Raw genomic sequence first — 21,620 nt, forward strand, 5'->3', positions numbered from 1 at the left:
AAAACGACCATATTGCTCAAAGCAATGGTTGATATAGCAGATCATAACTTTATGATATTCTTTAAATGATAGAATGCATGATTTGTTTATTCTGACTAAAACATCTGCGTTATATCGAATAATTATGAGGTTGTTATGAAAAACTACAATATTGAAAATCAACAATTTGTGTTGACAGAATCCGCAGATGCTTATCTACGTTTCATACCTTTTTCAAGCTTGCCACAAGCAGAAAATGATACTGGCTTAGCACAATTAACTGAACGAGTTTTAATGGCTAAACATGATGCGTTTATTGGCCATTATACGGACTATATACTGTTCAGCTTGACGCTTAAAAACCATGATGATTTCAATAATAACGAAGCGATTGTAATGATTATTTATAAAAATTATACGCTCTTTTTCTATGACGAAACGCTCACAACAGCAGAGATTTATGTCGATCACATTAACTACATGCTTAAGCAATTGACAGATTCCTCTCTTCCTAATTTGCTGATTCCTTATATATTGATTCGCTATGACTTATTAACAGATCGTAGATTTTTAATGGAGATCGAGAATACAATTTTAGATATTGAAGTATCTTTTAGTCATAAATTGGTAGATCCACAAAATAAAATTTTATCATTGCGCAAAATCCTCTCTAATTATAAGCACCATTATTTATCATTATCTGATTTGATGGAAGATATGATGGGAAATAATTCTAATCTTCTAGGTAATGAAGTTGACCAAAATTATCAAAGACTTTCAAATAAATTAACTCGCCTATATAAGTACACAGAGATGTTAAGCGAATATGTCTCTCAAGTGAATGATCGCTATCGTGCCCAGATGGATCTCAATTTAAATAAAATAATGAAAACATTCACTATTATTTCGGTAATTTTTATGCCCTTAACCTTGATTGTAGGTTGGTATGGTATGAATTTTGACATACCTGAATTAAAGTCGAAATATGGCTATTTATATGTGACTGGATTATCGATTTTTATGCTCATTGCTTCACTTTTGTACATAAAAAAACGTGGATTTTGGGATTAACATCATACTTCAACCCTATCCTCCATCTTATATGCTCGACATTTAGCATGCCCCTGCCGAGTGATGCAAATTATTTTACATCCATAAAAAAGCGGTGTTGCCACCGCTTTCTGAGATTTGTCTAAATTCGTGCAGAATTAATCCACATAAAACTCCATTGGATAAGTCATGTAGCCCACTTCTTCCAATTTATCGACAGTAATGAATCCTGCTGGCGCATTCAACACTGAAGGAATACGATTCACGGCTGTTGCACAAGTATGCGCCACTGTATCAGGCTTCTGTACGGAGAAAACTACATCAGGCTCACCGATGATCTTCCAATCACAGCGATCACCTTCGCCTTCACCATATACATTGCCAACACATTGCACAACTAATTCAATGCCTTGATGTGTTTGAATTGTTGTGACAGCGCTCATCCCTGTTGCAAAGCCTGCTTTGATTGTTGCACCCATTGTTTCTGAATAGATGTCTTTATCCAAGATGATTGGCACACTCTTTTGACTGATGCTTGCAATTGTCCAACGCATTTTTGCACATAAAGATTCAGCTGCATTCCACATATAAGATGGGAAGCTTTCCGCAGATGCAATCTCTTGATCAAATTGTTCAGCAGATAAACCCACGCCATGCGCTTTAGCCAGTGCCATTCCATAATGATCCACGTTATAGCTCACAACGCCTTCCATTCTTGTGATCTTATTCACGCCACCTGCGACTAAATATGGCATATTGATCCAATAAATATCCTGCATACCTGAGCCTGAAATCGTAATGCCACTTTCTTTTGCTAAACGATCTAAACGATTCGTTTCGGCAGGTGAAGTATTCCAAGGATAAATCGCTTCTTCACAAATTGTGATAACGTTCACACCATTTTCTGCGCACAATTCAAAGAAAGAGTACATTTCTGGCATATAGCTGAATACTGTAACAATCGCAATATCTGCATCACATGAATCAAAAACACGCTGAGCATTGCTATCAATTTTAACACCAGTTTTATGGCCAAAATTCGCAAAATCACCAATATCCATGCCTTGTAATTCTGGCTTATTATCAATCGCCCCAACAATCTCCACACCGTGATCACGTAAGTAACGCAACATCACTTCAGCCATTTTTCCACAACCATACTGAACAACACGAATTTTCATAGTAAGCTCCTATTTATAGTGAAATTGCTGTAAAACCCGATTAATATAACTATCCTGTGATACATATTGATGAAACTTATCTGCATGGTAACAAAAAAGGCGGTTACCCGCCTTTTTATCACAACTTTTTATACACTATTTATGAATCTTAGTGCCTTTTGTACCTTTCAATGCATCTGCCATTGTTTCCAATTTAGTCACAATGCCTACGCCATGTGGGCAAGCTTCAATATAATCCAATAGCGATTCTACTTTTGGTAACATGCTACCTGCTGGGAATTGTCCTTCAGCTTTGTATTTTTCAGCATCAGCTACTGATAATTCAGATAACCATTCTTGATTTGGCTTACCAAAGTTCACAGCGATTTGCTCAACGCCTGTAGGAATCAAATAGACATCTGCTTGTAGATCTGCTGCCAATAAAGATGATACGCGATCTTTATCAATCACAGATTCAATACCACTCACAGTATTATCTGCATTACGCTGAACTGGAATACCTCCACCACCACAAGCAATGACTAAAGCATCTGCATCCACTAAGCTTTTGATCACATCCAATTCAACAATAGATTTTGGTGAAGGTGAAGCTACAACGCGTCTCCAACCACGACCTGAATCTTCTACAATATTCCAGCCTTCCGTTGCAGCTTTATCTTTTGCAGTTGCTTCATCCATGAATACGCCAACTGGTTTATTCGGTGTTGCAAATGCTGGATCTTTAGGATCAACTTCCACTTGTGTAATCACAGACACAACTGGTTTATTGATGCCACGGCGCTTAAATTCATTACCAATTGCTGATTGCAACAAGTAACCAATTTCACCTTGTGTACTAGAAACATGATGATCCAATGGATATTGCGGTAAATCTTTCGCCGCAGCATCCTGAATGAGATGGATGCCTACATGAGGACCATTACCATGAGTTAATACAACACGCCAGCCTGCTTCGATTAAGTTCACAACATCCACTGCTAATTTATCTGCAACTTCACGTTGAGATTGCATGTCGATGTGATTGTTATCTTCAATCAATGCATTGCCACCAATTGCCAATACCATTACTGGCACTTTCTTTTGATCACTCATATATTTTCCTCTCAGGTCAATGTGTCAATATCCGCAGTTTAAAACAGAAAAAGCAAATAATGTGGCTATTAAAATAATTAAGTTAATCCTTATAAATTAATAAAAACAATTATTTGCTATTCCCTTAAAACTTGATTAGGACTCTTGACAACCTTTATATGAAAGTGGAATACAAGCCACAATAATCGCTAAAATTGCAACGCCACCAATGTACCAAGCCGCACCCAATGGTGTTTTACTCAATAACCAAATTGTTAATGCTGGCGTAATCGCACTGAATACTGCATAAGCTAAGTTATATGAGAAAGACAAACCTGAATAACGAATCTTCGCTGGGAATGCTCTTGTACCAATGATCGGCGTAATTGCAATTGCACCTGTAAATAGGCCCATCACAGCAGCACCCATGTAAATCATCTCTAAGCTTGGTTGCGTTGTTAATAATGAGTAGAACAAGAATGATGTAATTGCTAAACCGCCCCAAGCAATTAATGATGTTAAGCGAGTTTTTAAAACATCTTCCAGCCAACCAAATAGTACACAGCCGATTGTTAACATCAATGCCATGATAGAACCTGTCACACGTGCATCAATGGATGATAACTGGTACATGCCACCTAGAATTTTCACAGGTGTCATTAAGATTGCCACCATCACAGTTGTGGATAATGTCCATGTCATCAATGCTACGATCACACATGCCCATTTATGTTTTTTCATAACTGTCACAACTGGAATTTCTTTTGATAATTCTTTGCGTTCAGCCATTTCTTGGAAGATTGGCGTTTCTGATAAATAACGGCGCAAATAAACAGAAATCACACCAAATAAGCCACCCGCAATGAATGGAATTCTCCAAGCGTAGCTCAGAATTTCTTCTCTTGTAAAAGTCAGATCGATCAAGATTGAGACTAGGAAACCTAATAAAATACCGCCAGTGATGCCGCTTGTTAATACACCAATGCCTAAACCATAACGATTTTTTGGTGTATGTTCTGCAATAAATACCCAAGCACCTGGCATTTCACCACCAATTGCAGCACCTTGGAACATACGCATAATGATTAATAATACTGGTGCCATGATACCGATAGTTTCATACGTTGGCATAATACCAATCACAAATGTTGGCAATGCCATCATCGCAACACTTAATGTGAACATTTTCTTGCGCCCTAGAATATCTCCAAAGTGCGCCATAATAATTCCGCCGATTGGGCGAGCAATATAACCTGCTGCAAAACCACCCCAAGCATAGATATCACCCCAAACTGTACCTTGTAGGTCAGATGGCAGGAACAGTGCTTTTACAACCATTTCGATATATAATGCGTAGATTACAAAATCATAAAATTCTAATGTGCCACCCAAAGAAGATAAGCCTAATGTTTTATAATCTTCTTTATTCAATGGTCGCGCTGAGGGGGCGCCCGATGCCTCTTGACTCATAGTTACTGACATAAATATATTCCTAAACTTATTTTGATCGAATCCCCATCATAGCTACTTATCTTTCTAAAACTCAATCCCTAAAGTGAAATATATTTACAATTCCATCATTCTCACAAATAAATAATGGATTATGTCACGGCAAACATTATCAATGCCCTACAATTTCACACACCATAATTAACTATATAATTCAAATAATAGGATTGTTTTATATGAATAATTCTACATATCACAGCCTATTGCTTTGAGTCAGGCTGTCGCGAATCTATGCCGTTATAATGATTAGACTATCTAGATTACTATGAGCAGGTAATGTATGAATCATTCTAGCCAAGNTTTCACACACCATAATTAACTATATAATTCAAATAATAGGATTGTTTTATATGAATAATTCTACATATCACAGCCTATTGCTTTGAGTCAGGCTGTCGCGAATCTATGCCGTTATAATGATTAGACTATCTAGATTACTATGAGCAGGTAATGTATGAATCATTCTAGCCAAGCACATCGACCATTGCCTTATTGGCAACAAATCATCATGATTTTAACAGCTGGCTGGATAGTGATTTGGATCTACCGAACAGTTCTAACACCAATTTATCCCATCATTAGTGAATTCTTTGGGCAAGCAAGCGATGCTCAGCTCGGTAATATTTCTAGCTTCTATTTCCTTGGCTATGTTTGCATGCAAATTCCATCAGGGATGCTAGTGGATAAACTTGGTAAGAAACAAGTCATCATTCCTGGTTTTTTATTATTTGGGCTAGGCATATTAGTTGTTGCAACTTCAAGTACACTTCCTGTCGTTTATATTGGTAGCATCATGGCTGGCTTAGGCTGCGGAACATTTTATGGTGTTGCCTATTCCCTCACGACTGAATATGTACCAGAACATAAAAAAAGCTTAGCAACAGCTATTGTCAATAGTGGCACAGCAATTGGTAGCGGTATTGGCTTATTATCTTCAAGCTACTTAGTGAATCAAGGCATTCTCTCTTGGCAAACACTGCTATACATAACAATTCTTTTAGTCATTGTCATGATCATAGTTTTTGCGCGTTACATCAAGCCCAACTTAGGGCAAGTTATTCCACAAACAATCGAAACGCCTATCTCACAAAAGAAATTAAAAGCGCTATTTAAGCCACAAATGATTGCGGCTTATATCCTCTATTTCTCTACGCTTTATACTTACTATTTAATTGATACTTGGTTGCCAAACTTTCTTGAAACAGAGAAAGGCTTTGAAGGTACAGCTGTTGGCTTAGCATCATCTCTTGTATTTTTTGTAGCCATCCCTGGCGCCTTAGCCTTTAGCTTTATGGCTGATAAATTTCCAAAGCATAAAATTGGCTTGATCATTACATTAGAAATTATTGCAGCCTTAGCTTTATTATTTACAGTCAACGCATCACATCAAACTGCCGTTGTCATTGGTATCATTGCTTATGGTTTTTTTGGCAAATTAGCGGTTGAACCCATTATCATTGCTTGGCTGAGCCAATTTACTAACCGCAGAAGCATTGCGACAACTTATGGTGTATTCAACTTCTTTGGTATGACTGCTTCTGTCATTGTTCCCTCTTTAACAGGCATGATATCTGATGCAACGGGCTCTAAAATGTATGCATTCTATTTAGCAGCTGCCATTATATTTATTGGTACATTTTTATTTTTCATCATTAATTTATTAGCCAATAAAAACAAAGCCACCATTGCATAACAATGATGGCTTTGCCAAAGATTACGGTAGGTTAATCTTTAGTTCCCGGTTTAACGTGAGGCTTAAATTTAAACTGTATCTTAGTATTCACACGCTGAGCAATGATCACACCTGTGAGCGATACAATACCACCCACAATATGATACGTTTCCAACGACTCATTCAAAAATAGAATTGAGATAATCGCTGTGAATAATGGCGACAAGTTCATGAATAAAGATGTTTTACTTGCACCTAAACGTGCTACACCTTGCAACCACAAGAAGGGTGCAATAATGGAGGCTGGTATCCCGGCAAAAAGAATCAGCCCCACATTATTGCTGGTAATCGTCGCATCTTTAGTGATCATAAATAATGGAATTAAAATAATCACACCAGAGATGACTTGCCAGTACAACGATTGCCAAATTGAAACTTGAATTTTCCACTTCATTGTTAATACGCCATAAAGCGCATATGCAGAAGCAGCCACGATCATCATCAATTCGCCCTTACCAATACCACTTTCTAAAATCACAGCAGGATTCCCTGCGCTGATTAACCAAGTGATACCAGAAAACGATAAAATACTACCCACAACTAAACCAACCGTTAATGGCGAACGCAAAATGATAAAGCTTAATAAAATTGTTAATAGCGGCGTCAATGATAGGAAAATACCAATCATCGTCGCTGAAATTGTATAAGCAGCGTAATACGCTAAGCATTGATACAATGCCATCCCGAGAAAACCTAAGAATGCAAACTTAGGTAACAATGGACGAATTTGCGCCCAGTTTTTAATGGATTGACGCAAGCAAAATGGCGTCAAAATAATAAATGCTAATAACCAACGATAAAATGAAATGGCTTCAGGCTCAATAACGCCCGCCGACAGTTTATTTACAACTGCATTCATCGCCCAAATCAATACCGCCATCAATGGATACAGCATTGCTACAAAGTTCATGTGTACTCCTATCTTTACATCAGGGCGCTAGTATAAATTGTCCCATATTAAATATATAATGATAATCAGACATTATGATTCATTATTCTGACATTTTACGATAAAGGTTAATCACTTATGATGAAAAAGCGTTCTTTTCAAAATCTAACCTTCCAAAATGACCAACTCATTTTGTTGGCCAATGAAAATATTAATGAAGCCAGTGAATATCAACCCCATCGACATACTTGGGGGCAAATTATCTTCGTCAAATATGGTGTTGTGACTTTAGAGATTGAAAAAGAGCGCTTCCTAGCGCCTTTAGGCTTTGCCATTTGGATTCCGCCTAATTATGAACATTCATGCTTCAATCACCAACCTGCTCGCTTCCGCTCCATTAACATCTGCGAGCGCGAAGCTGAAAAGCTCTCTCAAACACCTTCATTGCTAAAACTCAGCAATATTGCGCTCAGTATCATAGATGCTTTTTTTGAAAAAGAAACTTTAACCTTATCCACCAAACAAGATTTCCGAAAATCTTTAGTGCTCATTGATGAACTACATAATGCGATGATTGGCCATACTTACTTGCCCAACTCTCAGCACCGTTTACTTCAACCCATCATCAAAGCATTGGAGCAGGATCCTTCCAATCGCTTAACGTTGAAAGAATGGGCGGAGAAAGTCTTTACAACAGAACGAACTCTGGCGCGCTATTTTAGAAAAGAGCTTGGCATGAGCTTTAATGAATGGTGCCAACGCCTGCGTTTCATCCATGGCATTGCCTTATTGGAACAAGGCGAAACCATCGAAGAAATCGCGTTTAAAGTGGGCTATCGCTCTGCTTCTAGCTTTATTGCGATGTTCCAGGCTTTATCAGGAACAACGCCAGATCGTTATCGCCAGCTTCATAATATTGATCGGATTGTGTAGCCAACTACATATTTACTGATATAGAGCAAATCACCATAAGAATCTGCAATTAAAGGTAGCTTTTTAGTGATATTTGATTTGTAAATTATAACAATAACCTCCTCATTGAATAAAAATAATATATTTAATATCAATCAATTGAAAAGTTACCGAAGATAACATATTAAAATTTAAGCACATAAATTTGTTTTATCTTTAAAAATATGGTTTATATGTACTTACAAAAAAGCTACAAAATAATCAAAAGTGGGATAAATCATCAAGGAGAAAATCATGTATAAAATTATACAAATGGCGTTTGCCTTTATTGGCGTAATTGTGGGTGCAGGTTTTGCATCTGGGAATGAAATTTTACAATATTTCACAAGCTTTGGCACTTGGGGTACAGCTGGCGCAGTCCTCTCAACAGGCCTTTTCGCATACTTAGGTATGATGCTTATGCAAATGGGTAGCCGTTTACAAACGCAATCACATGATGAAGCAATCTATAAATTAAGCGGTAAATTTATGGGCATTGCAGTTGACTACATTATCATCTTCACATTATTTGGTGTTGGCGTTGTAATGGTTGCAGGCGCAGGTAGCATGTTGAACCAACAATATGGCGCACCAAACTGGGTAGGTAGTTTGATTATGACAGTATTAGTTGTTTCTACAGTATTGTTACCAATTCAACGTGTAATTGCATTGATCGCAGCAATCACACCTTTCTTAATCATTGCATTAACAATCATTTGTACATTCACATTATTCTCAAACCATGCACCTTTAGAAGAGTTAGAGCCTATCGCAACTTCAGTGAAAAGCTCATTACCAAACTGGTTCATTTCAGCAATTAACTATGTATCCTTCAACGTTGCAGTTGGTGCAGGTATGTCATTAGTTATGGGCGGCAGTGAGAAAAATGAGAAAATTGCAAAATGGGGTGGTTTATTAGGTGGTTTAGGCGTTGGTGTATTAATCTTAATTGCTCACTACGCGATCTTCTTAAACATCAAAGAAGTTAAAGACATGAGCTTACCATTATTGAAAATCATCCAAGACATTTCACCAGTTTTAGGCATCATGATGACAGTTGTATTATTCGGTATGATCTATAACACAGGTGTTGCGATGTACTATGCTTTCGTTGCTCGCTTCACAGTAATGCAAACTAAACGTTCATATATGTTCGCAGTCGGCACAGGTTTAGTAGGTTTCATTGCAAGCTTCGTAGGCTTCACAGGCTTAGTTGCTTACTTCTATCCATTGATTGGTTACTTAGGTTTGTTATTAATCGCGATCTTAGTTGTTGCACCTTTCAGAATTAAGAAAGTAGCAAAAACAGCTGAAAACAATACAAATGATGATGCTGAAGTATTGGGCGTACCAACTATATAAAACTGACTAATCAACACATAACAAAAAAAGCTTTGGTGAATTTCACCAAAGCTTTTTTTGTACTACTGAGGAAATACTATCTTGTATAGTCTTTCAAAATCTTCATATTATCTGTAATCACAGAATCCACACCGATTTCAAATAGATGTTTAATGTCTTCAGGTTCATTGGCAGTATAAATCATCACAAAGCGCCCTGATTGATGGCAACGCTCTACAATCTCTTCCGTTAAAATTTTGTAATTCGTGATGATGCCAATGCATGCGGTATCATCCAAAATTTGAAAAAATTTATCCACATCGCCTTCCCAATCATCCACCAACAACGCGCGCGGAATCGCAGGCACTGCATCCATCGCACCTTTTAAAGATTCAGGTTGAAATGATGATAATAAAAACGGATAAGCCCCCGTACCAAATGGGCATTTTGCTTCTAAAAATTTAGCCGTTGCCACGCCTGTTTCATAATCTTCATTGGGATTGGGCTTAATTTCCACATCTAGCTGAAACTTATTGGCAATCACAAAATCCACCAATTGCTCAAAGCATGCCAAAGCTTCACCCGCATAATGCGCTGAATGCCAACTACCCGCATCTAACTTCGATAATTCATTCCAAGTATGATGCTTCGCTAATCCCTTGCCATTTGTCGTGNTCATAATCTTCATTGGGATTGGGCTTAATTTCCACATCTAGCTGAAACTTATTGGCAATCACAAAATCCACCAATTGCTCAAAGCATGCCAAAGCTTCACCCGCATAATGCGCTGAATGCCAACTACCCGCATCTAACTTCGATAATTCATTCCAAGTATGATGCTTCGCTAATCCCTTGCCATTTGTCGTGCGTTCCAATACATCATCATGATGCAAGAACAGCTCTTTATCTTTCGATAATTTCACATCACACTCAAACATCTTGTAACCATTCTCTGTACCTAATCTAAATGCCGCCAATGTATTCTCAGGTGCATCTTTACCCGCGCCACGGTGTGCGATCAAGTTGGGATAAGGATAAGTTGACATGTTAGCTCCTTTCGCTGAACGATTGTCTAAATACGTTTTTGTGTTATCGCATCAAACCATAACACTTCTTCGAGTTTTGGCTCGATGTGGAAAGTCTGATTGCGTTGATATTTGTTTTCAGAATAGCGTGAATCTTCTGTGCGAATCGTCAAAGAAATTTTGCCTAAATTCGTATATAACAACTGCTCTGAGCCCAGAGTTTCTGCCAATGATAACGTCACATCCCAACTGTTATCTGTGCTTTCAGACACGATCACAATATGCTCAGGGCGGATCCCTAGAATCCACTCTTTTTGTGCACTATTACGAATTGTTTCTGGCAATGTAATGCCTTTTAATTCTGTTTCACCCAACCAAGTTTTGCCATCACGAACCACAACATTCAATAAGTTCATCGCAGGCGAACCCATGAAGTTTGCAACAAATGTCGATGCTGGTGAATGGAAAATTTCACTTGGCGTGCCAAATTGCTCAACCACACCGCCATTCATGATGATAATGCGATCAGCTAGTGTCATCGCTTCAGTTTGATCATGCGTTACATATAAAGATGTAATGCCAATTTCATTATGACGACGGCGAATTTCTAAACGCGTAGATGTTCTTAATTTTGCATCCAAGTTAGACAACGGCTCATCGAATAAGAATAGCTTTGGCTTACGTACAATTGCGCGCCCCATTGCAACACGCTGCCTTTGCCCACCTGATAATTGGTTTGGCTTTTTATCCAAGTGCTGCTCAATATCAAGCATCTTTGCTGTATCTTGAATACGGCGCTCAATTTCATCTTTCGGCATTTTCGCTAATTTAACGCCATAAGCCATATTTTCACGGACAGACATGTGCGGATACAAAGCATAGTTTTGGAAAACCATCGCAATATCACGTTGTGCTGGCTCTAGCTTTGTCACATCTTTATCACCAATGTGGATTTCACCACCTGAACTTGTTTCTAAGCCTGCAATTACACGTAATAATGTTGATTTACCGCAACCCGATGGTCCAACCACAACGATGAATTCACCATCTTTAATATCAATATCGATCCCTTTGAGGATCAATGGCCCAGGCTTTCTTGCTGAACCATAATGTTTTGTAATGTTTTTTAACTGAACTGTTGCCATAATTTTGTGTTTCCTTTATCTATTTCTCGCTGTCAATCAAGCCTTTCACCAACCATTTTTGCATCAATAAGATGACTAACATTGGCGGGATCAACATCAATACAACCGTTGCCATGACAATATTCCAGTCTACCGCAACATCACCATTACCCATCATTTGGCGCAAGCCAACTGCGAGCGGGAACATATTTTCTTTTGTTGCCATCAATAATGGCCATAAATATTGGTTCCAACCATAGATGAACTGAATCACGAATAATGATGCAACTGTCGGGATTGATAACGGCAATAAAATATCTTTGAAGAATCGCATTGCGCCAGCACCATCAATGCGTGCAGCTTCAAGCAATTCATCAGGCACTGTGATAAAAAACTGCCTAAACAAGAAAGTCGCTGTTGCAGATGCAATCAATGGAATAGTTAAACCCGCATAGCTATTCAACATTTTTAAGTTCGCCACAACATCAAACGTTGGGATGATACGAACTTCCACAGGCAACATTAACGTAATGAAGATGATCCAAAATAACAGCATGCGAAATGGGAATCTAAAGTATACAATTGCAAATGCTGAAATCAAAGAGATCGCAATTTTGCCAATCGCGATGATCAACGTCATCACAATTGTGACCCACAACATGCGAGATGCAGAGATGGATGTGCCTTCACCGCCTGATAATGCTTTCGAATAGTTTGCCCAGAATTGATCACCTGGCACCAATGACAATGGTACATTCACAACATCTTGTGCTGTTTGTGTGGATGCCACAAATGCCAAATAGATTGGGAAACATACGAGCAATACAGCCACGATTAAAAAGAAATGGGATAAAAATTTTAACCCAGGACGATTCTCTATCATTATTGATTCCCCTTACGATCAATGAAACGGAACTGAACGATCGTCAGCAATAATACAAAGCCCATCAATACAACTGATTGCGCTGCAGAACCACCATAATCCATCGCTTTAAAGCCATCGAAGTAAATGCGATAAACCAATGTTGAAGTTGCTTTACCTGGTCCACCTTGCGTTAATGCATCGATGATGGCAAAAGTATCGAAGAATACATACACAACGTTGATCACACATAAGAAGAATGTTGTTGGCCACAATAATGGAAATTGGATGGAGAAAAATCTACGCCAAGGTCCAGCACCATCAATCGCTGCAGCTTCCATCAATGATTTTGGTATTGCTTGTAAGCCTGCAAAGAAGAATAAAAAGTTATAGGAAATTTGCTTCCAAATGGATGCAATGATCACAAGCCACATCGCTTGATCTGCATTCAATTGGTGATTCCAGTTAATGCCCATTTTGCCGAGCCAATATGACACAATCCCGAATGAAGGTGCGAACATGAATGTCCACAATACGCCAACGATAATTGGCGAAACAGCATAAGGTAGAATTAATGCTGTGCGATAGAACAACGACGCTCTAACAACCTTTTGCATAAAGANTGCTTGTAAGCCTGCAAAGAAGAATAAAAAGTTATAGGAAATTTGCTTCCAAATGGATGCAATGATCACAAGCCACATCGCTTGATCTGCATTCAATTGGTGATTCCAGTTAATGCCCATTTTGCCGAGCCAATATGACACAATCCCGAATGAAGGTGCGAACATGAATGTCCACAATACGCCAACGATAATTGGCGAAACAGCATAAGGTAGAATTAATGCTGTGCGATAGAACAACGACGCTCTAACAACCTTTTGCATAAAGAAGGCTAAAAACAGCGATAAACCTAATCCTAATAATGTCACCCAGAAAGAGAAATATAGCGTTGTATAGATGGATTCTTTATATGTTTTATCTGCAAACAGTACTTTGAAGTTTTCTAAGCCAACCCATTCACGAGCTGTACCGAAAATATCTTCCATCTGAAAGCTTTGCACCAGCGCTTGTCCTGCTGGCCAATAGAAGAATATTGCGATGATTGCCAACTGCGGCAAGATCAATAGCCACGGCAATACACGATAATGTTTAAAATATAATTTCATAAAACAGCCTTTGATTAGAAACAAATAAAAAAGAAGTGAAGAGCGCTGCCCTTCACTTCTCAATCAATGCTATTTATTTACTCGTTCAAAACGTTTTAGCAATGCATTACCACGCTCTACTGCGCTATCCAATGCATCTTTTGGAGATTTTTTACCTGTCCAAACTTGCTCTGTTTCTTCATCCACGATTGTGCGGATTTGTAACATGTTACCTAAACGTAAACCGCGAGTATTATCGTTTGTATCACGAATCATCTGTTGTACTGGAACATCTGCACCTGGATTTTCGTTGTAGAAACCAGTTTTTTCAGTGATTTCAAATGCTTCTTTTGTGATTGGTAAATAGCCAGTTCTCATATGGCTTTGCGCTGCTCTTTCGGGTTGAGAGATAAATTCAAAGAATTTAGCCACACCTTTATAGTTTTCAGCAGGTTTACCATTCAATACCCACAAGCTTGCACCGCCAATCACTGTATTTTGTGGTGCGCCTTCTACATCATCATAATAAGGTAATGTTGTTTCAGCAAAATCGAATTTTGCATCACGTTTTAAACCTGAATAGAAGCCCGAAGATCCCATGAAGATCGCACATTCGCCTGATAAAAATGTAGGCTGAGATGCAACAGAACGGCCTTTATAAACAAACAAACCATTTTTCGCCATATCACTCAAGTTTTCAAAGTGCTTAACATGTAAAGGTGAGTTGAATTGTAATTCTGCATCCATTCCGCCAAAACCATTATTTTTCGTTGAATAAGGGACGTTATGCCATGCTGAGAAGCTTTCTAATTGTGTCCAGCCCATCCAAGAAATTGTCATTGGGCATTTGCTGCCTGATGCTTTCAACGCTTCAGTTGCTGCACGCACTTCTTTCCAAGTTTTCGGTGCTTTATCAGGATCTAAACCTGCTTTTTTGAATTCATCTTTGTTGTAATACATTACAGTCGTTGAACTGTTGAATGGTAATGATAATAAATCACCTTCAGGTGATGCATAATAACCTGCAACTGCTGGAATATAAGCATTGATATCAAAAGGAATATCATTCTCTTTCATGATTTCAGAAACTGATTTAGTCACACCTTTTGAGTAAATCATAGATGCTGTGCCCACTTCAAAAACTTGAAGAATGTCTGGTGCATTGCCTGAACGAATCGCAGCAATACCTGCTGTCATTGATTGCTCATAGTCACCTTTAAATACTGGCACAACTTTATAATCTGTTTGACTTTCGTTGAACTCTTTCGCTAAATCATTCACCCAATCATTCAAAGCACCATTCATTGAATGCCACCATTGAATTTCTGTTTGTGCATATGATGCAGACATCAAAGTACCCGCACCTAAAATCGTTGCCAATGCAATCTTCTTCAGTTTCATAGTCATCAAACTCCCTTTATTTTTACTTTAATTAACGAGCATATAATATAACTTTCTAGCACTGCTTTCCTGACTATAAATAGCCCAAACAACAAGAGCATACCATTTGCTCAATATATCGCGATTTAAATTAAATAACACTCACACAATCTATTGTTATCCATCAATTATTTTTAATGACTTAATTGAAATTGCCATGCCAAAATTACTACATATTATTCACAAACTTCAATCTCTATAAGAGATCATCCGAAATATTCTCAAATATTTCAATCCATATAGGCTTTTCATTGTAGCCATAAAGTAAGAAAAAACAAAAATGCCCAATGAAGCCATTGAGCATTCTCTTTTATGCCTACATATTTATTTGCTATTTGTGCGTTCAAAGCGCTTCAATAATGCATTACCGCGCTCTACCACATTATCCAAAGCTTGTTTTGGTGTTTGTTTGCCTGTCCACACTTGTTCTGTTTCTTCATCCATGATCGTACGGATTTGTAACATATTGCCTAAACGAATACCACGTGTATTATCTGTCGCTTGGCGAATCATCTGTTCAACTGGCACATCAGCACCTGGGTTTTCATCATAGAAACCAGTTTTTTCTGTGATCTCAAAAGCCTCTTTCGTCACAGGTAAATAACCTGTTCTCATGTGGCTTTGTGCTGCGATTTTCGGTTGAGAAATGTATTCAAAGAACTTCGCTACACCTTTATAATTTTCAGCAGGCTTGCCATTCAATACCCACAAAGTTGCACCGCCAATCACTGTATTTTGTGGTGCGCCTTCCACATCATCATAATAAGGCAATGTTGTTTCAGCAAAATCGAATTTTGCATCGCGTTTAATGCCAGAATAAGCGCCTGATGAACCAAACGTAATTGCACATTCACCTGAAACAAAAGCTGGTGAGCCAGCATCTGCTCTGCCTTTATAAACAAATAAGCCATTCTTTGCCATATCGCTCAAGTTTTCTAAATGGCGAACTTGTAATGGGCTATTCAATAAAAGCTCTACATCTAAGCCATCAAAACCGTTATTCTTCGTGGCAACTGGCACGTTGTGCCATGATGAAAAGCTTTCTAACTGCGTCCAACCAAACCATGTTGTCGTCATTGGGCATTTACTACCAGATGCTTTTAAAGCTTCTGTTGCTGTACGAATCTCTTCCCATGTTTTAGGTGGTGCTTCTGGATCCAAGCCTGCTTTTTTGAACGCGTCTTTATTGTAATACATCACAGTTGTGGAGCTGTTAAATGGCAACGATAACAATTTACCATTCGGCGCTGTGTAATAGCTCGCAACTGCTGGAATATAAGCATCTATATCCAATGGCATATTATTCTCTTCCATCATTTCAGAGACAGATTTGATCACACCATCTGCGTAGATCATGGAAGCCGTACCCACTTCAAATACTTGAAGGATATCTGGTGCATTACCTGAACGAACTGCTGCAACGCCTGCTGTCATGGATTGATCATAGTTACCTTTATAAACAGGCACAACTTTGTAATCTTTTTGGCTAGCATTGAAGCCATCTGCCAAATCCACCACCCAATCATTCAAAGCGCCATCCATAGCATGCCACCATTGAATTTCTGTTTGTGCCAATGCCGAAGCTGATAATACATTCACGCCAACCAATGTTGCTATTGCTAGTTTTTTCATTTTTGTGACCATGAGATTCCCTTCAGTTAGTGATGACTCATGGCTGAATTATAAGAACTAATTGTGACAGAAAAATTACAGTGAGCATTTTTCTTCAGGGTCATAGATTTGTCATAAAGATATCCTATACTTCCCTCAAAACTCTTATAAAAAGGTGCTTAATTATGATCGCAATATTTGATTTAGATGAAACCTTAATCCACGGTGATTGCGTGACATTATGGTGCCAATGGCTCTGTGAACAGGGATTAGTAGAAGATGTTGATGCATTCCTGCAAGAAGAAATTCGCTTGATGGACGCTTATAAAGCCAAAACATTCGACCAACAAGATTGTATGGATCATGTTTTTGCGCCAATTACTTATTTACCAACCAATGAAGTGCAAGCATTGGTGGCTCAATTTGTGCGCGCTAAAATTTTGCCTATCGTTTATCAAGCAGGATTGCGATTAATCCAAGAACATTACGATAATAGTGATGATGTGATCATCATCTCAGCTTCGCCACGCATTTTTGTGGAAGAGATTGCTCGCACATGCTTCAATGTGGAAAAATTCTTTGGCATTGAAGTTACTGAAGAAAATGGCTATCACACAGGGAAAATTCAAGGCTTAATTCCTTATCAAGCTGGTAAAGTTGCTGTCTTTAAAGATTATTTAACTCAACACAATATCACCATAGAAACTGCGCTACAGCACAGTTATTTCTACAGCGATTCCAGCAATGATCTGCCATTATTAGAAATCGTAGCTTACCCAAATGTCGTGAATCCTGATGATTCATTACGAAGCGTTGCTGAAGCCAATGATTGGCCAATTTTCGAATTTACTAAGCTGCTGGTGCGATAATATCGAAGTTATAATTGAGCTGAGCATCTTCCATGTGATTATGCGCTTTTAACTCACTATATTTCTTCAATACTCGATTGGAATATTTCAAGGTTTTATCATCTTTGCTGCCATTGTAACGGTGCAAAGCTTGGCGAATATTCCCTTCTTTTTCAAGATATTCCATGAGAATTTCTGTGCCGATCGCAATATTGGCACGGATATCGTATAGAACACTCACATCGCCATATTGTTCAATTTTATCCAAATGCCATTTAGGCACAACTTGCATTAAACCAATGGCGCCTTGATTACTTTGCGCGGTGACTTTATAGGTAGATTCCACAAAGATGATCGCCATTAATAACTCTAAATCAATTTTGTATTTGCGGGCATTACTATCCGCACTTCTGACTAAAACACGCGCTTCACGCTCTTGAACATCATAGTTATTCACTAAATATTTGGTCATCTTTTGGCGTTTATGACGGCGAATATCATTATGATATTGAATATTTTCTGCCATGCTACGCCAGCGTTCTAGTTCATCATCCGTGAAGATGGTTAAATCACGCGATAATCCCCAAACATCTGCCAACTCTGGCATTAAATTTAAGTGTTGCTCACTGGGATGCAAAATATCAAATTGAGCACTTTCTGGCTCGTCAGATTCTCTAAATGATAAACCGTAAAACGTTACGCTAGAGAACGTTAAAACGATTGTACCGATGGTTCTAATGTATTGTCGGATGAATTTTAAAGTCATGCAGCTCGCACTTTTAGAGAACAAGCTTGAAGTATAGCAACAAAAACAAATAGTTCAGCTAAAATGAAACTTATTTACAAATATGTTTCCACCCTATTTTTCCACCCTGGCAACCAACGCTCTTCATTACGTTCTTTTGGAGAATTGTTCACACGATTTGTTAAGATTTCTTTAGCAGAATTTCTAAAACTGAGCATTAAATCTTTTTTTGTTGTTTGATCATTCATATTTTCAAGGACTTGCAACAAACCCCAGCCTTGCCCTTGATAGCGCTCATTCTCATTAATGCCTTCACCTTTGAAGTTAATGTAATCAATCAACGCATATAAACCCACAGGATGATTCAACAATGCATTAAAGTTTTGCTCTACTTTCTTAGATTGTTTTGTGTGCGCTAAAATCTTTGGTAAAGATGCATGCAAACGATTAGCAATGAATTCAATTTGTACGGATTGTGTGTTATACAAAAAACTTTCTAAATCCTTAAATTCTTGGTCATTTTGCTTAGCAGCTAAAAACTCAGCCTGAGTTTTCCAAGGTGCATAACGATACATGCGTAAGATTTTAGGCAGTGCTATCTTTTTAGATTTATAAAACTCCACCAATAATGGAAAGCTTTCTTCAAAGCGCTCAGGCTCTTTATATTTGTACCAAATGAAATGCCCAATCCCTAATGATGGGAAGTTTTCACCATTGTTCCAAACCACGAGATTTTCTCGTTTACCCCCTGTTTCATTGCGATAAATTTTGCCTGCAATATCCTTCAATGTCGCGTCAGGAATCGTGATATTCGCTAAGCTCACACTCAAAGACAACAATAAAACAGCGGTTAAACGTGCAATCATCTAAAAACCTCAATCATATAAAAAGCGCCCTAAGGCGCTTTATTGTCTGTGATTTTAGTAAAAAATCAATCGAAAAGATTTGCTTCTTGGTTGATACCTTCAAACTTAAAGAGTTTTGCTTCTTTAAAGCTTGCTGTTGCATCGCCCGAGAAGATGTTCTTTTGATCTGCACCCAAATCCAATTTCATCACTTTGCCTGTTTTTGGGCTAAAGTCGATTTTCTTCAAATCCACCCAGAAAGTATTCGGTGTTAATGCTGATTCAAAGAAATAGAGTAGATCTTTATGGTCCACAACTGTACGCCAGCGTGTTGAAGAGATATTTGGCTCTGATTCTGTCACAATACCAAATGGCACAGATACGTTACGAATCACGCTGAATACACTTGCAACGGATGTGCGCATATCTTTATCTTTTGGAATGGCATTGATGTAGAAATCTGCACGAGTAAAACGATCTGCCGCACGGTTTGTGCCTGGTAACATCACTGTGCCACCAATTTGCTGCCAATATGTATTCAATGCTAACTGTTCATCAAATGTTGGTGAGTTTGTCATCACTTGATATTTACGATCATGATGAATCACTTGCTTACCTTTGATGTACTCAATGATTGCGCTATCGCCCGTTGCATCTGAAATGGACAGATGCAATGTTGCATTGCGTGTTTCACCTGGCACTTTATCTGTGACGACAATGAATTCTTCTTTAGATAATGCATCTACAGCTTCTTTTACCGTTGCAAAGTTATCCAATACATATTGTGCCCAAGCAGAAATGGACAGCATTTTTTTATCTTTCGTTGGCTCTGGATACTCTGATTCAACGAGCCACAATAAGTTAGCTGCTAAACCTTTTTCATTCACACCATCCGTACTAGAAATATCGTAACCTGATGCAATCACGCTGCCATATTTAGAAACCCATTCAATAGAGTTAGGACCAGCGCCACCATTTTGATGCAAGCCTTGCGGCATAACCCATAAGTTAGTGCCAACATCCACTTTCCAATCCATTGAACGACCTGTAATCACACGATCATTATCACCTAGAAAAACTGCGCGAGTACAAGCTAAGCTCACAGGAATCGCTGCAATGCTTAATGCAATCACAGCAGTTGATAATAAGCGGCGTGTATATTTTTTCATGTCATCACCCTTTGTTATATATTCAATGAAGTCTTGATCGTAAAGACTTTATTCTATAGAAATAATCAGCTTTGTAACGAATTTATTCATATAATAATCATATCAGGTATATTATTGAACATTCATTATCATATAAATTATGGATTAATCATGACTCATCAGAAAAAGCTCGTCGTATTAGGCAGCACAAACATTGATCATATTTTAAATGTCCCATATTTTTTAGCGCCCGGTGAAACATTAAGTGCACACCAATATCAAGTTGCCATGGGCGGAAAAGGTGCAAACCAAGCAGTTGCAGCAGGTCGTGCTGGTGCCAATATCAAATTTATTACAGCTTTGGGTGATGATCCATTTGGTAAGGAAGCTTTAGAACAATTTAAAAATGATGGCATCGATACTTCATTGATTAAAATTGTGCAAAATGAAAAAACGGGTGTGGCTTTAATTTTCGTGAATGATGAAGGCGAAAATATGATTGGCATTCATGCCGGTGCAAATGCTCATGTCACACCTGACATGTTAGAAGAGCGCATTGCAGAAATTGAATCAGCCGATGCGTTATTGATGCAGTTGGAAATTCCATTAGAAACGATTCAAATGGCAACAGAACATGCAAAAAAACATGGCGTGTTAGTTGCATTAAACCCTGCGCCTGCAAAGCCTTTATCGGATGAACTGTTATCTCAAATTGATATCATTACACCGAATGAAACAGAAGCGGAAATCTTAACAGGCGTAAAAGTGGATTCCACTGAAAATGCTCAAAAAGCTTCTAAAATTTTGCATGATAAAGGCATTCAAACTGTCATTATTACCATGGGGAAAATGGGTGCTTGGGTGAGTGAAAACAACCAAGGCATTTTAATCTCAGGATTTAAAGTGCAAGCCATCGATACCATCGCAGCAGGTGATACATTCAATGGTGTATTAATTATGGCACTTTTAGAAGGTTTAACTCTAAATGCTGCAATTCAAAAAGCCCATGCAGCAGCTGCGATCGCTGTGACAAGAAAAGGTGCTCAACCATCCATTCCTTGGAAAGATGAAATTGAAACTTTTTTAGCAGATCATTAATTTCATTACTGAAACATACAAAAAGC

The 21,620-nt window shown here is 38.2% G+C and carries 19 protein-coding genes and 1 pseudogene; 6 read left to right on the forward strand and 14 right to left on the reverse strand.

Annotated elements, in window-relative coordinates; all coding sequences use genetic code 11:
- The first annotated feature begins 135 nt into the window (after positions 1 to 135).
- A complete protein-coding gene (locus tag BZK16_RS06130; RefSeq protein ID WP_077928023.1) occupies positions 136 to 1,050 on the forward strand; it encodes a CorA family divalent cation transporter in 915 nt (304 codons plus the stop codon).
- 137 nt (positions 1,051 to 1,187) lie between these two features.
- On the opposite strand, the gene BZK16_RS06135 is transcribed toward BZK16_RS06130, so the two are convergent.
- From BZK16_RS06135 to BZK16_RS06145, 3 genes are all read right to left on the reverse strand, one after another.
- The gene (locus tag BZK16_RS06135; RefSeq protein ID WP_077928024.1) at positions 1,188 to 2,210 is read right to left on the reverse strand and encodes an NAD(P)H-dependent amine dehydrogenase family protein; all 1,023 of its coding nucleotides are present in this window, start codon (positions 2,208 to 2,210) and stop codon (positions 1,188 to 1,190) included.
- A gap of 135 nt (positions 2,211 to 2,345) precedes the next feature.
- A complete protein-coding gene (locus tag BZK16_RS06140; protein ID WP_077928025.1) occupies positions 2,346 to 3,302 on the reverse strand; it encodes a carbamate kinase in 957 nt (318 codons plus the stop codon).
- A gap of 135 nt (positions 3,303 to 3,437) precedes the next feature.
- Positions 3,438 to 4,751, reverse strand: coding sequence for an MFS transporter (locus BZK16_RS06145; RefSeq protein WP_456300682.1), 1,314 nt, complete (start codon positions 4,749 to 4,751; stop codon positions 3,438 to 3,440).
- A 493-nt stretch (positions 4,752 to 5,244) separates the two neighbouring features.
- On the opposite strand from BZK16_RS06145, the gene BZK16_RS06150 reads away from it, so the two are divergent.
- Positions 5,245 to 6,483 (forward strand): MFS transporter, encoded by a 1,239-nt coding sequence (locus tag BZK16_RS06150; RefSeq protein WP_077928027.1) that lies wholly within the window; start codon positions 5,245 to 5,247, stop codon positions 6,481 to 6,483.
- 31 nt (positions 6,484 to 6,514) lie between these two features.
- On the opposite strand, the gene BZK16_RS06155 is transcribed toward BZK16_RS06150, so the two are convergent.
- On the reverse strand, positions 6,515 to 7,432 hold the full coding sequence (locus tag BZK16_RS06155) for a DMT family transporter (RefSeq protein WP_077928028.1): 918 nt from the start codon (positions 7,430 to 7,432) through the stop codon (positions 6,515 to 6,517).
- 117 nt (positions 7,433 to 7,549) lie between these two features.
- Here BZK16_RS06155 and BZK16_RS06160 point away from each other — a divergent pair, with 117 nt between their 5' ends.
- Entirely contained in the window at positions 7,550 to 8,344 is a 795-nt protein-coding gene (locus BZK16_RS06160; protein WP_077928029.1) for an AraC family transcriptional regulator, read from the forward strand.
- A gap of 273 nt (positions 8,345 to 8,617) precedes the next feature.
- Positions 8,618 to 9,724 (forward strand): YkvI family membrane protein, encoded by a 1,107-nt coding sequence (locus tag BZK16_RS06165; protein WP_077928030.1) that lies wholly within the window; start codon positions 8,618 to 8,620, stop codon positions 9,722 to 9,724.
- 76 nt (positions 9,725 to 9,800) lie between these two features.
- On the opposite strand, the gene BZK16_RS06170 is transcribed toward BZK16_RS06165, so the two are convergent.
- From BZK16_RS06170 to ugpB (BZK16_RS06200), 7 genes and pseudogenes are all read right to left on the reverse strand, one after another.
- Entirely contained in the window at positions 9,801 to 10,415 is a 615-nt protein-coding gene (locus BZK16_RS06170) for a glycerophosphodiester phosphodiesterase family protein (RefSeq protein ID WP_077928031.1), read from the reverse strand.
- Entirely contained in the window at positions 10,333 to 10,749 is a 417-nt protein-coding gene (locus tag BZK16_RS06175; RefSeq protein ID WP_077928032.1) for a glycerophosphodiester phosphodiesterase family protein, read from the reverse strand. The genes BZK16_RS06170 and BZK16_RS06175 overlap by 83 nt, the downstream gene beginning before the upstream one ends.
- 26 nt (positions 10,750 to 10,775) lie before the next feature.
- A complete protein-coding gene (locus BZK16_RS06180) occupies positions 10,776 to 11,873 on the reverse strand; it encodes an ABC transporter ATP-binding protein (protein ID WP_077928033.1) in 1,098 nt (365 codons plus the stop codon).
- A gap of 19 nt (positions 11,874 to 11,892) precedes the next feature.
- Complete coding sequence (gene ugpE, locus BZK16_RS06185) at positions 11,893 to 12,735, reverse strand: sn-glycerol-3-phosphate ABC transporter permease UgpE (protein ID WP_077928034.1); 843 nt, start codon at positions 12,733 to 12,735, stop codon at positions 11,893 to 11,895.
- Positions 12,735 to 13,310, reverse strand: a pseudogene (locus tag BZK16_RS06190) (ABC transporter permease subunit); the annotation flags it as partial. The pseudogene BZK16_RS06190 and the gene ugpE, both read right to left, overlap by 1 nt.
- Before the next feature lie 639 nt (positions 13,311 to 13,949).
- Complete coding sequence (ugpB, locus tag BZK16_RS06195) at positions 13,950 to 15,260, reverse strand: sn-glycerol-3-phosphate ABC transporter substrate-binding protein UgpB (protein ID WP_077928186.1); 1,311 nt, start codon at positions 15,258 to 15,260, stop codon at positions 13,950 to 13,952.
- Positions 15,261 to 15,623: 363 nt separating this feature from the next.
- Positions 15,624 to 16,931 (reverse strand): sn-glycerol-3-phosphate ABC transporter substrate-binding protein UgpB, encoded by a 1,308-nt coding sequence (gene ugpB, locus BZK16_RS06200; RefSeq protein WP_077928187.1) that lies wholly within the window; start codon positions 16,929 to 16,931, stop codon positions 15,624 to 15,626.
- Between the two features lie 164 nt (positions 16,932 to 17,095).
- On the opposite strand from ugpB (BZK16_RS06200), the gene BZK16_RS06205 reads away from it, so the two are divergent.
- A complete protein-coding gene (locus BZK16_RS06205; protein WP_077928035.1) occupies positions 17,096 to 17,779 on the forward strand; it encodes an HAD family hydrolase in 684 nt (227 codons plus the stop codon).
- Here the strand turns inward: BZK16_RS06205 and BZK16_RS06210 are convergent.
- From BZK16_RS06210 to BZK16_RS06220, 3 genes are all read right to left on the reverse strand, one after another.
- Positions 17,760 to 18,524, reverse strand: coding sequence for a transglycosylase SLT domain-containing protein (locus tag BZK16_RS06210; protein WP_077928036.1), 765 nt, complete (start codon positions 18,522 to 18,524; stop codon positions 17,760 to 17,762). The two genes, BZK16_RS06205 and BZK16_RS06210, sit on opposite strands and share 20 nt — an antisense overlap.
- 74 nt (positions 18,525 to 18,598) lie before the next feature.
- On the reverse strand, positions 18,599 to 19,369 hold the full coding sequence (locus BZK16_RS06215; protein ID WP_077928037.1) for a hypothetical protein: 771 nt from the start codon (positions 19,367 to 19,369) through the stop codon (positions 18,599 to 18,601).
- 65 nt (positions 19,370 to 19,434) lie between these two features.
- Entirely contained in the window at positions 19,435 to 20,517 is a 1,083-nt protein-coding gene (locus BZK16_RS06220; RefSeq protein ID WP_077928038.1) for a linear amide C-N hydrolase, read from the reverse strand.
- A gap of 150 nt (positions 20,518 to 20,667) precedes the next feature.
- On the opposite strand from BZK16_RS06220, the gene rbsK reads away from it, so the two are divergent.
- Positions 20,668 to 21,594: a ribokinase gene (rbsK, locus tag BZK16_RS06225; RefSeq protein WP_077928039.1), complete on the forward strand. Its 927-nt coding sequence runs from the start codon at positions 20,668 to 20,670 to the stop codon at positions 21,592 to 21,594.
- Positions 21,595 to 21,620: the final 26 nt, after the last annotated feature.

The organism is Wohlfahrtiimonas populi (assembly GCF_002006795.1).
In the GTDB taxonomy this organism is placed as follows: domain Bacteria; phylum Pseudomonadota; class Gammaproteobacteria; order Cardiobacteriales; family Wohlfahrtiimonadaceae; genus Wohlfahrtiimonas; species Wohlfahrtiimonas populi.

Excerpts from the sequence above, each read along its gene's own strand:
- BZK16_RS06160 (WP_077928029.1), top strand. The coding sequence starts at position 7,550 with ATGATGAAAAAGCGTTCTTTTCAAAATCTAACCTTCCAAAATGACCAA.
- BZK16_RS06205 (WP_077928035.1), top strand. The coding sequence starts at position 17,096 with ATGATCGCAATATTTGATTTAGATGAAACCTTAATCCACGGTGATTGC.
- BZK16_RS06145 (WP_456300682.1), bottom strand. The coding sequence starts at position 4,751 with ATGAGTCAAGAGGCATCGGGCGCCCCCTCAGCGCGACCATTGAATAAA.
- BZK16_RS06180 (WP_077928033.1), bottom strand. The coding sequence starts at position 11,873 with ATGGCAACAGTTCAGTTAAAAAACATTACAAAACATTATGGTTCAGCA.
- BZK16_RS06150 (WP_077928027.1), top strand. The coding sequence starts at position 5,245 with ATGAATCATTCTAGCCAAGCACATCGACCATTGCCTTATTGGCAACAA.
- ugpE (WP_077928034.1), bottom strand. The coding sequence starts at position 12,735 with ATGATAGAGAATCGTCCTGGGTTAAAATTTTTATCCCATTTCTTTTTA.
- BZK16_RS06210 (WP_077928036.1), bottom strand. The coding sequence starts at position 18,524 with ATGACTTTAAAATTCATCCGACAATACATTAGAACCATCGGTACAATC.
- ugpB (WP_077928186.1), bottom strand. The coding sequence starts at position 15,260 with ATGAAACTGAAGAAGATTGCATTGGCAACGATTTTAGGTGCGGGTACT.
- rbsK (WP_077928039.1), top strand. The coding sequence starts at position 20,668 with ATGACTCATCAGAAAAAGCTCGTCGTATTAGGCAGCACAAACATTGAT.
- BZK16_RS06220 (WP_077928038.1), bottom strand. The coding sequence starts at position 20,517 with ATGAAAAAATATACACGCCGCTTATTATCAACTGCTGTGATTGCATTA.
- BZK16_RS06155 (WP_077928028.1), bottom strand. The coding sequence starts at position 7,432 with ATGAACTTTGTAGCAATGCTGTATCCATTGATGGCGGTATTGATTTGG.
- BZK16_RS06215 (WP_077928037.1), bottom strand. The coding sequence starts at position 19,369 with ATGATTGCACGTTTAACCGCTGTTTTATTGTTGTCTTTGAGTGTGAGC.
- BZK16_RS06140 (WP_077928025.1), bottom strand. The coding sequence starts at position 3,302 with ATGAGTGATCAAAAGAAAGTGCCAGTAATGGTATTGGCAATTGGTGGC.
- BZK16_RS06130 (WP_077928023.1), top strand. The coding sequence starts at position 136 with ATGAAAAACTACAATATTGAAAATCAACAATTTGTGTTGACAGAATCC.
- BZK16_RS06135 (WP_077928024.1), bottom strand. The coding sequence starts at position 2,210 with ATGAAAATTCGTGTTGTTCAGTATGGTTGTGGAAAAATGGCTGAAGTG.
- ugpB (WP_077928187.1), bottom strand. The coding sequence starts at position 16,931 with ATGAAAAAACTAGCAATAGCAACATTGGTTGGCGTGAATGTATTATCA.
- BZK16_RS06165 (WP_077928030.1), top strand. The coding sequence starts at position 8,618 with ATGTATAAAATTATACAAATGGCGTTTGCCTTTATTGGCGTAATTGTG.